The organism is Micromonospora sp. WMMD980, from assembly GCF_029626035.1.
GTDB lineage: Bacteria > Actinomycetota > Actinomycetes > Mycobacteriales > Micromonosporaceae > Micromonospora.
The window spans coordinates 2,604,193-2,619,596 of the sequence record NZ_JARUBE010000003.1; the positions used below are offsets into that span (position 1 = coordinate 2,604,193).

Annotated in this window: 2 protein-coding genes; both read right to left on the reverse strand. The window is 76.9% G+C overall.

Annotation, left to right across the window (positions count from 1 at the left end; translation table 11 throughout):
• On the reverse strand, window positions 1-10,620 hold the full coding sequence (locus tag O7618_RS12630; protein ID WP_278106262.1) for a type I polyketide synthase: 10,620 nt from the start codon (window positions 10,618-10,620) through the stop codon (window positions 1-3).
• A 35-nt stretch (window positions 10,621-10,655) separates the two neighbouring features.
• Window positions 10,656-15,395, reverse strand: coding sequence for a type I polyketide synthase (locus O7618_RS12635; protein WP_278106264.1), 4,740 nt, complete (start codon window positions 15,393-15,395; stop codon window positions 10,656-10,658).
• Between the last annotated feature and the right edge of the window lie 9 nt (window positions 15,396-15,404).

Sequence of the window (15,404 nt, forward strand, 5' to 3'; positions counted from 1 at the left end):
TCAGGACGTTCCGAGTTCGCTGTCGATGAGGGCGAAGATGTCGTCCGCGGTGGCCGACGCCAGGTCGTCGTCGCCGCCGGCCGTCCCGGCGGTGGCCTCGTCGCCGGCGTCGCGCACCCGCTCCAGCAGCACCTCCAGGCGCATCCGCAGCCGGGAGCGCTCGTTGGAGTCGAGCGCGGCGACCTCGCCCAGCGCCGTCTCCACCTCGTCCAGGCCGCGCCGCAACGCCACCTCCGGGCTGCTCCGGTCCGGCAGCAGCAGCGTCCGGACCCGGGTGGCCAGGGCCAGCGGGGTCGGATGGTCGAAGATCAGGGTCGCCGGCAGCCGGACGCCGGTCTCGGCGGTGAGCCGGTTGCGCAGCTCGACCGCGGTCAGCGAGTCGAAGCCGAGGTCCTTGAACGCCCGTTCCGCGCCCACCGCGTCGGTGGTCGGGTGCCCCAGCACGGCGGCGGCGTGCGCGACCACCAGGTCCAGCAGGATCGCGTCCTGCTCGGCCGGGGGGCGCGGGGCCAGCCGCTCGGCCAGCGGCACCGCCCCGGCGGTCGCCGCCGGGGCGACCCGGCGCACGGCCGGACGCACCAGCCGGCGCAGCAGCGGGGGCACCGCGTCGCCGAAGCCGGAACGGTCCAGCGCGGACAGCACCAGGTGCGCGCCGGGCAGGGTGAGCGCCGCGTCGAACAACGCCAGGCCGGTCGCGGAGTCCAGCGCGGCGCCGGCCCGGGTCGCCCGGTCCAGGTTCGCGCCGTCGAGGTGCGCGGTCATCCCGCTGGGCTGGGCCCACAGTCCCCAGGCCAGCGACACCGCCGGCAGGCCGAGCCCGCGGCGGTGGGCGGCCAACGCGTCGAGGTAGCTGTTGGCCGCCGCGTAGTTCGCCTGCCCGGGCGAGCCGAACGTGGCCGCGACCGACGAGTAGAGCACGAACATCGCCAGGTCGTGGTCGACGGTCAGCTCGTGCAGGTGCCGCGCGGCGTCGACCTTGGACCGGAACACGGTGTCGATCCGGTCCGGCGTCAGCGCGGCGAACGTCCCGTCGTCGAGCACACCGGCGCAGTGCACCACACCGGTCAACCGGCGTCCGTCGAGCAGCGCGGCGAGCGCGGCGCGGTCGGCCACGTCGCAGGCGACCACGTCGACCGTGGCGCCGGACTCCCGCAGCCGCGCGGTCAGCTCCGCGGCGCCCGACGCCTCCGGGCCGTGGCGGCTCGTCAGCAGCAGGTTCCGCACCCCGTACGCGGTCACCAGGTGCTCCGCCAGCAGGCCGCCGAGCTGGCCGGTGCCGCCGGTGACCAGCACCGTGCCGGCCGGGTCCAGCGGCGCGGGCACGGTGAAGACGTTCTTGCCGACGTGCCGGGCCCGGCTGATGTGCCGGAACGCGGCCGGCGCGTCCCGGACGTCCCAGGCGGTGATCGGCAGCATCCGCAGCCGGCCCTGGTCGAACAGGCGCAGCACCTCGCGCAGCAGCTCTCCGATGCGCACGGCACCGGCCTCGAACAGGTCGAACGCGTCGTACCGGATGCCGGGGTGGCGGTCGGCCACCTCCAGCGGGTCACGCTTGTCGGTCTTGCCCATGTCCATCAGCCGGCCGCCCGGCGTCAGCAGGCGCAGCGACGCGTCGGTGTACTCGCCGGTCAGCGAGTGCAGGACCATGTCCACGCCGCGGCCGCCGGTCACGGCCCGGAAGGAGCCCTCGAAGTCGAGTGTGCGCGAGGAGGCCAGGTGGTCGTCGGCCACGCCCAGCTCGCGGACCGTGTCCCACTTGGCCGGGCTCGCGGTGGCGAAGACCTCGACACCCCAGAGTTGGGCCAGCTCGACCGCGGCCATCCCGACCCCACCCGCCGCGGCGTGCACCAGCAGCGTCTCCCCCGCGCGCAGGCCGCCCCGGTCGCGCAGGCCGTACCAGGCGGTCAGGTAGACGGTGGTGACCGAGGCCGCCTCGGCGAAGCTCCAGCCGTCCGGGATCCGGGCCACGAGCGCGCGCTCGGCCACCACGACCGGCCCGAACGCGCCGCCGATCGCGCCGAACACCCGGTCGCCCGGAGCCAGGTCGGTGACGTCCGGGCCGACCTCGGTGACCACGCCGGCCGCCTCGGTGCCCATGCCCTGCTGGTCGGTCAGGCCGAGCGAGATGGCGACGTCCCGGAAGTTGACGCCGGCGGCCCGCACCGCGATCCGCACCTGACCGTCGGCCAGCGGCGCCGAGGCCGCCGGGGACGGGCGCAGTTCGAGACCGTCGAGGGTGCCGGCGGTGCCGGCCTCCAACCGCCACGGTCCGTCGGCCGGGGGCACGAGAGCGGCGGGCAGGGCCCGGCTCAGCCGCGGCACGAGCACGACTCCGGCGCGTACCGCGAGCTGCGGCTCCTCGTCGACCGGCAGCGGGCCGGCCACCACCGCCCACGACTCCGGCAGCCCGTCGGTGTCCACCAGGACGATCCGGCCCGGGTGCTCGTTCTGGGCCGACCGGAGCAGGCCGAGCACGGCCGCGGCGGACGGATCGCCGACCGGCCCGCCGGCCGGGGTGGCGGCCCGGGTGAGCACCACGAGCCGGGCGGCGTCGTCCCCGGCGAGCCACCGCTGCACCACGTCGAGCGTGCGACGGGTGAGGTCGGCGGGCGCACCGGGCTCGATCGCGGCCAGCAGCGGCAGGTCGGGCGCGGTGACGTCGCCGACGGCCAGGTAGGTCCGGCCGGCGGAGCTACCCTCGGCACGGGCCTCGTCCCACTCGACGCGGAACAGCGCGTCGTCCGGTCGCGGGGCGCGGGTCAGGCTGTCGCCGGCGACCGGGCGGAACACCAGCCGGTCGACGGTGGCCACCGGGGTGCCTGTCGCGTCGGCCAGGTGCACCGCGAGGCCGTCGTCGCCGACCGCGCGCAGCCGCACCCGCAGCGTCCGCGCGCCGGCCGCGTACACGGTCACGCCGGTCCACGCGAACGGCAACCGCGCGCCCTCGCCGCCCCCGACGAGCGCCGCCGCGTGCAGGGCGGCGTCGAAGAGGGCCGGGTGCACCGCGTAGGAGTCGACGTCCACGCCCTCGGGCAGCTCGACCTCGGCCAGCACGTCGTCGCCGTGCCGCCACGCCGCCCGCAGGCCCCGGAAGTCCGGCCCGTAGTCCAGGCCGGCGTGGGCGGCGAGGTGGTAGGTGTCGTCCACGCCTGCCGGTTCCGCGCCGGCCGGCGGCCAGTCCCGCAGGTCGAAGCCGGGCTCGGCGGTGTCGTCGGCGAGCAGGCCGTCGGCGTGCCGCACCCACGGGCCGTCGGCGCCGGCGCGGGCGGCGATACGTACCGTCCGGACGCCGTCGCTCTCCGGGCCGCCGACCCGCGCCTGGAGCAACACGTCCCCGGCCGGCGGCAGCACCAACGGCGCGGCGATGGTCAGCTCCCGCAGCGCGCCGGCGCCGACCAGCCGCCCGGCCTGACCGGCCAGCTCGACGAACGCGGTACCGGGGAAGACGATCCGGCCCAGCACCCGGTGGTCGCCGAGCCACGGGTGGGTGGTCACGGAGATCCGGGCGGTGAGCACGAGCCCGTCGCCGTCGGCGAGCGTCACCGCCGCGCCGACCAACGGGTGGTCGCCGGCGGCGAGCCCGGCCGCGGAAACGTCGCCGGCGCTCGCGCGCACCCGCGGCCAGAACCGCTCGTGCTGGAACCGGTAGGTGGGCAGGTCGGCCACCGGGCCGGGCGGGGTGAGCACGGACCAGTCCACGGTGGCGCCGCGTACCCACAGCTCGGCCGCCGCCCGGTGCAGCCGGGACCAGCCGTCGTGGTCGCGGCGCAGCGTCCCGGTCACCAGGCCGCCGGCGGCGTCGACCCGGTCCTGGAGCGCGGCGGCCAGCACCGGGTGCGGGCTCACCTCGACGAACGTGGTGTGCCCGGCCTCGACGAGCCCCTGCACGACCTCGTCGAAGCGGACCGGGTTGCGGAGGTTGTCGTACCAGTAGTCGGCGTCGAGCGCGGTGGTGTCGAGCAGGCCACCGGTGACCGTCGAGTAGAACGGGACCCGGCCGGCCGTCGGCCGGACCGTGCCGAACGCCGCGCGCAGGTCGTCGCGGACCGCCTCCACCTGCCCCGAGTGGGAGGCGTAGTCGATGGCCACCCGTCGCGACCAGAGGCCCTGCGCGGCGCAGCGCTGTTCGATGATCGCCAGGCCGGCCGAGTCGGCCGACAGCACCACCAGGTGGGGGCCGTTCACCGCGCCGATCACCGCGCCGTCGACGCCGTCCCGCAGCGCCTCGGCGCGCTCGACGTCGGTCCCCACGGCCAGCAGGCCGCCCTGGCCGGCCAGCCGGAGCAGGATGCGGGCCCGCTCGACCGAGATCCGGGCACCGTCGGTGAGGCTCAGCGCCCCGGCGGCCACGGCGGCGGCCAACTCGCCCTGCGAGTGCCCGACCACGCCGGCGACGTCGACGCCGAGCCACTCCCACACCGCGGCCAGCGACACCATCACCGCCCACAGCGCCGGTTGCAGCAGGTCGGAGCGTTCCGTCCAGGACTCGTCGCGGCTCCGCAACGCGGCGCCGACCGCCCAGTCCAGGTGCTCGGCCAGGGCCGCCTCGCACTCGGCGAACCGGTCGGCGAAGACCGGGCAGGTGTCCAGCAGGTCGGCCGCCATGCCGGCCCACTGGCCGCCCTGGCCGGGGAAGACGAGGATGACGCCGCCCTCGGCGGCGGTCGCCGACCGTACCCCGGTGACCAGGCTGGTCGCGGTGGCGCCGGTCGCGACGGCGGCGAGCCCGGCGGCGTCCGCGCCCACGACCACGGCCCGGTGCTCCAGCGCCGCCCGCCCGGCCACCAACGCCCGGGCGACCGCGGCCGGCTCGGCCTCGACGTCGCGCAGGGCGGCGGCCTGGGCGCGCAACGCCACCGCGGTACGCGCCGAGATCGGCCAGGACGGGGTGACCGGAGTCGGGGTGCCCGGCACGGCCGCCGCCTCCGGCGCCTCCTCGATGATCACGTGGGCGTTGGTGCCGCTCATGCCGAACGACGAGACGCCGGCCCGCCGGGCGTGCCCGGCACGGGTCCACGGCACCGGCTCGGTGAGCAGCCGCACCGCCCCGGACGCCCAGTCGACCTGCGGCGTCGGCTGGTCCACGTGCAGCGTGCGGGGCAGCCGGTCGTGCCGCATCGCCTGCACCATCTTGATCACTCCAGCGACGCCGGCGGCGGCCTGGGTGTGCCCGATGTTCGACTTGACCGAGCCCAGCCAGAGCGGCCGCGCGCGGTCCTGGCCGTAGGTGGCCAGCAGCGCCTGCGCCTCGATCGGGTCGCCGAGCCGGGTGCCGGTGCCGTGCCCCTCCACCACGTCCACGTCGGACGGTCGCAGCCCGGCGGCGGCCAGCGCCTGCCGGATCACGCGCTGCTGCGCCGGGCCGTTCGGCGCGGTCAGGCCGTTGCTGGCGCCGTCGGAGTTCACCGCCGTACCCCGGACCAGCGCCAGCACCCGGTGCCCGTGACGCCGCGCGTCGGAGAGCCGTTCGAGCAGCAGCACCCCGGCGCCCTCGCCCCACCCGGTGCCGTCGGCGGCCGCCGCGTACGGCTTGCACCGCCCGTCGGCGGCCAGGCCGAGCTGGCGGCGGAACTCGACGAACGCGGTGGGCGTGGCCATCACTGTCACGCCGCCGGCCAGCGCGGTCGCGCACTCGCCGTTGCGCAGCGCCTGCACGGCCAGGTGCAGCGCCACCAGCGACGAGGAGCAGGCGGTGTCCACGGTCAGCGTGGGACCCTCCAGCCCGTACGTGTAGGCGACCCGGCCGGACAGCACCGCGGCCGCGTTGCCGGTGCCCTGGTGCCCGTCGGTCTCCTCGCCGGCGACGGCGAGCAGGCCGAGGTAGTCCTGGCCGCTGGTGCCCATGAACACGCCGGTGCGGGTGCCGGCGGTGGAGCGGGGGTCCATCCCGGCCCGTTCGAAGGTCTCCCAGACCACCTCCAGCAGCATCCGCTGCTGCGGGTCCATGGCGAGCGCCTCGCGCGGCGAGACGGCGAACAGGTCGGCGTCGAACCCGGTGACGTCACGCAGGAAGCCGCCCCGGGCGTCCGGGTCGTCGAGCGACGCCGGGTCCCAGCCGCGATCGGCCGGGAACGGGGTGAGGCCGTCGCCGTCGCCGTCGACCAGCCGCCACAGCGCCTCGGGGCTGTCCGCGTCGCCCGGATAGCGGCAGGCCATGCCCACGATGGCGATCGGCTCGTCCGGCCCGCTCCGGGTGACCGGCTCCACGCTCGGAGCGGGGACGGACTCCCCGGCCAGCAGCTCGCGCAGCCGACCGGCCAGCGCCACCGGGGTGGGGTGGTCGAAGACGAGCGTGGCCGGCAACGTCAGGCCGGTCTCGGCGCCGAGCCGGTTGCGCAGCTCGACCGCGGTCAGCGAGTCGAAGCCGAGCTTCTTGAACGGCATCCGCACGTCCACGCCGCCCACGTCGCGGTGCCCGAGGACCACCGCCACCTGTTCGCGGACCAGGGTGCGCAGCGCGCGCTCCCGGTCGGCGACGGGCAGCCCGCGCAGGGTGACCGCGAACGCCGGCGGGTCGCCGCCGGGGCGCACGTCGGCGGCCGGGCCGACCGCCTCCGGCAGCAGCGCGAGCAGCGGCTGCGGGCGGGACGCGGTGAAAGCGGGGGCGAAGGTCGGCCAGTCGACGTCGGCGACGGCCAGGCATCCGCCGTCGCCGTCGAGCGCGGCGGCCAGGACGGCCACGGCCCGCGCCGGCTCCATCGCCCGCAGCCCTCGCCGGCGCAGGTAGTCCTGGGTGCTCGCGTCACCGGCCATGCCCGCGCCGGCCCACGGGCCCCAGGCGAGCGCCAGGCCCGGCCGGCCGGCGGCCCGACGCCGCTGGACGAGGGCGTCGAGGAACGCGTTGGCGGCCGCGTACGCGCCCTGCTGTCCGCTGCCCCAGACCCCGGCCACGGAGCTGAACACGACGAAGAAGTCGAGGTCGGCGGTGAGCTCGTCGAGGTGCCCGGCGCCGGCCACCTTGGCCCGCAGGGTCGCGGCGAACGCGTCGAGGTCGGTGTCGGCCAGCGTGCCGAACTCCCCGGCCCCGGCCGCGTGCACCACCCCCTTCAGGTCCGGGATGTCGGCGAGCAGCGCGGCGACGGCGTCCCGGTCGCCGACGTCGCAGGCGGTGACCGTGACGGTGGTGCCGCGACCGGCCAGTTCCTCGACGAGGCCGGCCATGCCGGGGGCGTCGGCCCCGCGCCGGCCGGTCAGCACGACGTGCCGGGTACCACGGTCGGCCAGCATCCGCGCGACGTGCGCGCCCAACGCTCCGGTGCCGCCGGTGACGAGCACGGTGGCGTCGCCGCTCCCGCGCACGGTGGCGTCGCCGCCGACCGGCGAGGCCACGACGGGCGCGGCGGCGACCGGCGGGGCGGCGCGGACGAGGCGGCGGGCGCTCACCCCGGTCGGCCGGATCGCCACCTGGTCCTCGCCGCCGTCGGCCAGCACGTCGGCCAGGTGGCGCAGCGCCGTCGCGTCGACGTCGGCGGGCAGGGCGATCAGGCCGCCCCACCGGTCCGGGTGTTCGAGCGCGGCCACCCGGCCGATCCCCCACACCTGGGCCGCGAACGGGTGCTCGGACACGTCCCGGGTGATCGTCCACAGCGGTGCGCCGACGTCGGCGTCGCCGAGCGCCTGGAGCACGGTGAGCGTCAGCGCCGCGCCGCGTGCCACCACGCCGTCGGGCATCGGCTCGTCGGCCAGCCCGGCCAGCGAGACGACCGTAGCGAAGTCCCGGCCGGTCGCGGCCAGGCGCGCGGTCAGGGCCGCCCGGTCGAGGTCGGCGGCCGTCAGGGTCAGGACCGTGACGTCGTCGCCGAGCGCGGCCACCACGTCCTCGGCCGCGACGCCCTCGGGCACCAAGACCAGCCGGGCACCCGGGCGGGGCACCGGCGTGGGGGTGACGGGCGTCCACACCACCCGGTAGCGCCAGTCGTCGGCGGCCGGGGCGCGGTGCGCCGGCCAGTAGCGGTCCCGCTGGAACGCGTAGGTGGGCAGTTCCGCGGGCGAGCCGACGTCGCGGCCGACGACCGCCGCCCAGTCCACCCCGACGCCGACGGTGAACAGCGCCCCGACCGCCTCCAACAGCGTCTCGGGCTCGGGCCGCTCGCGGCGCAGGGCGGCCACCCGCACCGGCGGGGCCAGGTCCCCGGGTTGGGCGGTCCCGTCCGGGCCGAGCTGGGCCATGCCGGTGAGCACGCCGTCCGGGCCGAGTTCCAGATAGCGGCGGACGCCCAGCTCGGCGAGCGCCTGCACGCCGTCGTGGAAGCGGACCGTGCGCCGCACGTGCCGCACCCAGGTGTCGGCGTCGTACCCGTCGACCACCGCTCCGGTCAGGTTGGACACGATCGGGATGCGGGGCGGGGCATAGCTGAGCCCGGCCGCCACCGCCCGGAACGCGTCCAGCATCGGCGTCATCCGGGCCGAGTGGAACGCGTGCGAGACACGCAGCCGCTGGGTCTTGATCCCGTCCCGGGCACAGCTCGCCGCGAACGCGGCGACCGCCTCGGCGTCGCCGGAGACCACCACCGACTCCGGGCCGTTCACCGCGGCGATGTCGAGACCGTCCGGCAGCGCCGCGGCGACCTCCGCCTCGCCGAGACGCACCGACAGCATGGCGCCGCCGGCGGGAAGCTCCTGCATCAGCCGGCCCCGGGCCGCGACGAGCGTGACCGCGTCGTCGAGCGGGAGCACCCCGGCCACGTACGCCGCGGTCAGCTCGCCGATCGAGTGACCGAGCAGCACGTCCGGCACGACGCCCCACGACTCGACCAGCCGGAACAGCGCGACCTCGACCGCGAACAGCCCGGCCTGGGTGTAACCGGTCCGGTCGAGCAGCTCCGCGTCGTGCCACACCACGTCGCGCAGCGGGCGGTCCAGGTGGGCGTCGAAGCGGGCGCAGACGTCGTCGAACGCCTCGGCGAAGACCGGGTAGGTCGCGTGCAGTTCCCGGCCCATCCCCATCCGCTGGCCGCCCTGACCGGTGAACAGGAACGCGAGCTTGCCCGCGCTGACCGTGCCCCGGACCACCCCAGGCGCGGCGTGCCCGTCCCGGACCGCGGCCAGCCCGGCGGCCCCCTCCGGACCCGCCAGCACGACGGCCCGGTGCTCCATGGCCGATCGGGTGCCGGTCAGCGCCCGGGCGACCGCGTGCCGGTCGTGGTCCTCGGCGGCGAACACCCGCAGCCGTTCGGCCTGCGCGCGCAGGCCGGCCGCGGTGCGCCCGGAGACGATCCACGGGACCGGGCCGGTGGCCGCCCCGACCGGCTCGACGGCCGCCGGCGCCGGCGCCTGCTCCAGGATCACGTGGGCGTTGGTGCCGCTCACCCCGAACGACGAGACGCCGGCCCGGCGCGGGCGCTCCCGCCGGGGCCAGTCGACCGGGTCGGTGAGGACGGCGACGCCGCCGGCGCTCCAGTCGACGTACGGCGTCGGCTCGTCCACGTGCAGGGTTCGCGGCAGCCGGCCGTGCCGGATCGCCATCACCATCTTGATGACGCCAGCGACGCCGGCCGCCGCCTGGGTGTGCCCGATGTTCGACTTCACCGAGCCGATCCACAGCGGATCGTCCGCCGGCCGACCGTGGCCGTAGGTCGCCAGCAGCGCCTCGGCCTCGATCGGGTCGCCGAGCCGGGTGCCGGTGCCGTGCGCCTCGACCGCGTCCACGTCGGCGGGCGTCAGGTCCGCCCCGGCCAGCGCCTGCCGGATCACCCGGCGCTGGGCCGGACCGCTGGGCGCGGTCAGGCCGTTGCTGGCCCCGTCGGAGTTCACCGCGCTGCCGCGCAGCACGGCGAGGACCCGCCGGCCGAGCCGCTGCGCCTCGGAGAGCCGTTCCAGCACCAGGACGCCGACGCCCTCGGCCCAGCCGGTGCCGTCGGCGGCCGCCGCGAACGGCTTGCACCGCCCGTCCGAGGCCAGACCGTCCTGTCGGGCGAACTCCCCGAACACCTCGGGCGACACGAGCACGGTGACGCCGGCCGCGAGCGCGGTCACACAGTCCCCCCGACGCAGCGCCTGCGCCGCGAGGTGACAGGCGACCAGCGCCGACGAGCAGGCGGTGTCGACGGTGACCGCCGGGCCCTCCAGCCCGAGGGTGTAGGCGACCCGGCCGGAGAGCACGCTGGTGGCGCTGCCGGTCAGCGCGTGCCCCTCCGCCGCCGGCTCGTCCGCCAGCAGGTAGTTGTAGCCGGAGGTGGCCGCGCCCACGAACACCCCGGTGCGGGTGCCCCGCAGGCCGTCGGCGTCGATCCCGGCCCGCTCGATCGCCTCCCACGACGTCTCCAGCAGCAGCCGCTGCTGCGGGTCCATGGCCAGCGCCTCGCGCGGGGAGATGTCGAAGAACTCGGCGTCGAAGTCGGCGCCGCCGGCGAGGAAGCCGCCCCGCGCCGCGTACCCCGGCCCGTCCGGGTCCACCGTCCAGCCCCGGTCGTCCGGGAAGCCGGTGATCGCGTCGCCGCCGCCGTCGACCAGCCGCCACAGCGCCTCCGGCGAGTCGGCGCCGGGGAACCGGCAGGCCATCCCGACGATCGCGATCGGCTCGGTGGCGGCCTCGGCCAGCGCCCGGTTCACCGTGCGCAGCCGCTCGGTCTCCTTCAACGACGACCGCAGCGCGGCCACGTAGTCTTCGGTCGAAGCCATCTTGAACTCCAGCGGGGTCGTCGCGTCGGGGTGGTTCAGGAGGCCCGTCCGCCGAGCGCCAGCCGCAGCAGGTCCTCGCCGTCCAGGTCGTCGATCTCGTCGGTGGTCGGCGCGAGCGGGTCGGCGCCCGGTTCCGGCTCGGCCAGGCTCAGCAGCGTGTCGAGCAGGCCGGCGCCGCGCAGTCGCGACAGTGGGATCAGTTGCAGCGCCCGCCGGATACGGGTGTCGTCGTCGTCCTCGGCCCGGCCGCCGAACAGCAGCGTCTCCAGGTGCTCGGCGAGCGCGCGGACGCTCGGGTGGTCGAACGCGACGGTGGCGGCCAGCCGCTCGCCCACCGCCCGGCCGAGCCGGTCCCGCAGCTCGACCGCGGTCACCGAGTCCATGCCGAGGTCGCGCAGCGCGCGGTCGACCCGCAGGGTGGCCGGTTGGGCATAGCCGAGCACGGCCGCGGCGTGCCGCTGCACCAGGTCCAGGACGGCCGCCGGGCGCTCGGTGGCGGGCAGTGCGGTGAGCCGGTCCCGTTCGCCGTCCCTGCCGTCGGGCTCGGCCGCCGCACCGGGGCCGGCGTCGGCCAGCTCGGTGAGCAACGGCTGGGGCCGCAGCGCGGTGAACGCCGGGGCGAAGCGGCCCCAGTCGACGTCGGCCACGACCACGCACCCGTCGTCGCCGCCGACCGCCGCGGCCAGCGCCGCCACCGCGAGGCCACTGTCCATCGGGGGCAGGCCGCGCCGCTGGAGGTACGCGTCGGCCCCGTCCCCGGCCGCCATCCCGGCGCCGGCCCACGGACCCCAGCTCACCGAGGTGCCCGGCCGGCCGCGGCCGCGCCGCCGCCGGACCAGCCCGTCGAGGTGGGCGTTGGCCGCGGAGTATGCGCCCTGCCCGCCCGCACCCCACACCCCGGCGATCGAACCGAACACGACGAACGCGTCGAGCGGCGTGTCGGCGAGCACCTCGTCGAGCACCTCCGCGCCGACGACCTTGGCGCGCATCGCGTCGGCCAGGACGTCCGGGGTGAGTTCGGTGATCGGGCACACCGTGCCGCTGCCGGCCGCGTGCACCACCGCGGAGAGCGGATGCTCCGCCGGCACGGCGTCGAGCAGCGCGGTCACCGCGTCCCGGTCGGTCACGTCGCAGGCCGCGACCGTGACCCGCGCGCCACGGTCCGTCAGGTCGCGAACCAGCTCCGGCACGCCCGGGGTGTCCGCGCCCCGGCGTCCCGCGAGCAGCAGGTGCGGCGCGCCCCGGTCGGCCAGCCAGCGGGCCACGTGTCCGCCGAGCGCGCCGGCGCCGCCGGTCAGCAGCACGGTGCCGGTCGGCGTCCAGCCGGTCCCGGTGCGCGGCCGGGCCGGCGCCCGGACCAGCCGGCGCGCGGTCACCCCGGACGCACGGACCGCGACCTGGTCCTCCCGGCCGCCGGCGAGCACGCTCACCAGGTGCCGGGCGGCGAGCACGTCGAGTTCGGCGGGCAGGTCGGCGAGGCCGCCCCACCACCGCGGGAACTCCAGGGCGGCGACCCGGCCGAGCCCCCAGACCAGGTCGCGGTGCGGGTCGTCACCGGTCGCCGCGTCCTGGGTCAGGCACCACAGCGGCACGTTCCAGTCCAGGTCGTGCAGGGCCTGGGTGACGCTCAGCAGCCACGCCGCGCCCGCGCCCGCGGGCAGGCAGGCGACGCCGGCCAGCCCGGCCGACCGGTAGGGCCGCAGGCCCTCCGCCACCGCCACCCGGTCACCGGTGAGCATGACCACCCGGGACTCGGCGCCGCCGGCCTTCAGCGCGCCGGCCACGTCGCTGACCACCTCGTCGTCGTCGCCCGGCGTCACCACCAGCCAGGTGCCGGTCAGCCGGGCCGGCGTCGGATGCGCCGGCCGCCACTCGATCCGGTAGCGCCAGGAGTCGGTGGCCGCCTGCTCGGCGGCCTGCCCGCGCCAGGCGGACAGGGCCGGGAGCAGTTCGGTCACCCGGGTGTCCGGCGTGACGCCGAGCAGCCCGGTGAACCGTGGAACGTCGTCGTCGTCGACCGCCGCCCAGAACGCGCCGGCGCCGGTGACCTCGGCGCGCTGCGGCGCGGGGACCGGCCAGTAGCGGTCCCGCGCGAACGGATAGGTGGGCAGCACGACGCGGGTGCCGCCCCACACCCGGTAGACCGCGGCCCAGTCGACGGGCTGACCCGCCACGTGCAGCTCGGCGAGCGCGGCCAGCAGGGTGGCGGTCTCGCCGTGGCCCTGCCGCAGCGCCGGCGCGATCACCGCCGGGGCGTCGGCGGTCTCGGTGAGCGAGTGCCGGGTCAGCGCGGTCAGCACCGGGTGCGGCCCGAGTTCGAGGAAGCGAGTCACGCCCGCCGCCTCCAGGCCGGCCACCCCGTCGGCGAACCGGACGGCCCGGCGGGCGTGCCGGACCCAGTGCTCGGCGTCCAGCCGCTCGGCGACCGCACCCGTCACGTTGGACACGACCGGGATCCGCGGCGCGGCGTACGTCAGGCTCTCCGCCACCGCCCGGAACTCGTCGAGCATCGGATCCATCCGGACCGAGTGGAACGCGTGCGAGACGCGCAGCAGGTTGTTGCGCCGGCCCTGCGCGGTCCAGCGGGCGGCCAGCTCGAACACCGCGTCCTCGTCGCCGGACACCACCACCTGGGCCCGCCCGTTCACCGCCGCCACGTCCAGCCGGCCGGCGAAGTCGGCCAGCTCGGCGGTCGCCTCGTCCTCGGTGGCGTCGACCGCGAGCATCGCGCCGCCGGGCGGCAACTGCTGCATCAACCGGCCGCGCGCGGCCACCAGGGCGCAGGCGTCGTCGAGCGACAGCACCCCGGCCACGTGGGCGGCCGCCAGCTCGCCGATCGAATGGCCGAGCAACGCGTCCGGGACGACGCCCCAGCTCTCCACGAGCCGGTACAGCGCCACCTCGAGGGCGAACAGGCCGGCCTGGGTGTACGCGGTCTGCTGGAGGGCGTCGGCGTCGGCGTCGATCACCTCCCGCAGCGGCCGGTCCAGCACCGCGTCGAAGCGGTCGCAGATCTCGTCGAACGCCGCCGCGAACACCGGGAACCCGGCGCGCAGCTCGGCACCCATGCCGAGGCGCTGGGCGCCCTGGCCGGTGAAGAGCACGGCCAGCCGGCCCGGTCGGGCCGTCCCGGTGATCACCGCGGGGTCGACAGTGCCCTGGGCGACGGCGGTCAGGCTCGCGGTCGCCCGGCAGTGGTCACCGGCCAGCACGACCGCGCGTTCGTCCAGCAGGGTGCGGCCGCTGGCGAGCGAGTAGCCGACGTCGAGCAGCGGCACGTTGGGATCGGCGGCGAGCCGCGCGCGCAGGCGTTCCGCCTGCTCGCGCAGCGCGGTCGCGGAGCCGGCCGATAGCAGCAACGGCACGGTGGCCGGCGCGGCGGCCGGTTCGCGGGTCGCGGGCGGCGCGGCGGGTGCCTCCTCGACGATGACGTGCGCGTTGGTGCCGCTCACTCCGAACGACGAGACGCCGGCGCGCCGGGCACTGCCGAAGCGCGACCAGGGCACCGGCTCGGTCAGCAGGCGCATCTCGCCGGCCGACCAGTCGACGTGCGGTGTCGGCTCGTCCACGTGCAGGGTGCGCGGCAGCAGCCCGTGCCGCAACGCCATGACCATCTTGATGATCCCGGCCACCCCGGCGGCGGCCTGGGTGTGACCCAGGTTCGACTTCACCGACCCGAGCCACAGCGGGCGGTCCGGCGGCCGGTTCCGCCCGTAGGCGGCCAGCAGCGCCTGCGCCTCGATCGGGTCGCCGAGCGTGGTGCCGGTGCCGTGCGCCTCGACCACGTCCACGTCACCCGGCCCGAGGTCGGCGCCGGCCAGCGCCTGCGCGATCACCCGCTGCTGGGACGGGCCGTTGGGAGCGGTCAACCCGCTCGACGCGCCGTCCTGGTTGACCGCGCTGCCGCGCACCAGGGCCAGCACCGGGTGCCCGTTGCGCCGCGCGTCGCTCAGCCGCTCCAGCACGAGCAGCCCCGCGCCCTCCGACCAGGCGGTGCCGTCGGCCGACGCGGCGAACGACTTGCAGCGCCCGTCGGCGGCGAGGCCGCTGTCGACGGTGAAGCCGGTCAGCACCGACGGCGTGGCCATCACGGTGACGCCGCCGGCCAGCGCGAGCGTGCACTCCCCCTGGCGCAGCGACTGCGCGGCCAGGTGGACCGCGACGAGCGACGACGAGCACGCGGTGTCGACAGTGACGGCGGGCCCCTCGAAGCCGAAGGTGTAGGAGACCCGGCCGGAGATGGCACTGCCGGCGTTGCCGGTCGCCAGGTAGCTCTCGGCGTGGTCACCGGCGGTGCCGACGAGCGCCCCGTAGTCGTGGTACATGGCGCCGACGAAGACCCCGGTACGGCTCCCGCGCAGCAGCGTGTGGTCGATGCCGGCGTGCTCCAGCGCCTCCCAGGCGACCTGGAGCATGAGCCGCTGCTGCGGGTCCATCACCAGCGCCTCGCGTGGTGAGACGCCGAAGAGCTGGGCGTCGAAGTCACCGGCGCCGCTGAGGAAACCGCCCTTGCGCGGCCCGCCCGCGGCGGCGGTGAGGGCGTCGACGTCCCAACCCCGGTCGGACGGCAGCACGCCGATCGCGTCGCCGTCGGCCGCCACCAGGTGCCACAGGTCCTCGGCGCTGGCCACCTCGCCGGGGTAGCGGCAGCCCATCGCCACGATCGCGATCGGCTCCCGGGCCCGGTCCTCGACGGCCCGCAGTTGCTCGCGCGTGTCCCGAAGGTCGACAGTGGCCCGCTTCAAATATTCCAGGAGCTTGTTCTGGTCTGTCATGGCGCCTCT

Coding starts and splice junctions, on each gene's coding strand:
- O7618_RS12635 (WP_278106264.1), bottom strand. CDS start 15,395: ATGACAGACCAGAACAAGCTCCTGGAATATTTGAAGCGGGCCACTGTC.
- O7618_RS12630 (WP_278106262.1), bottom strand. CDS start 10,620: ATGGCTTCGACCGAAGACTACGTGGCCGCGCTGCGGTCGTCGTTGAAG.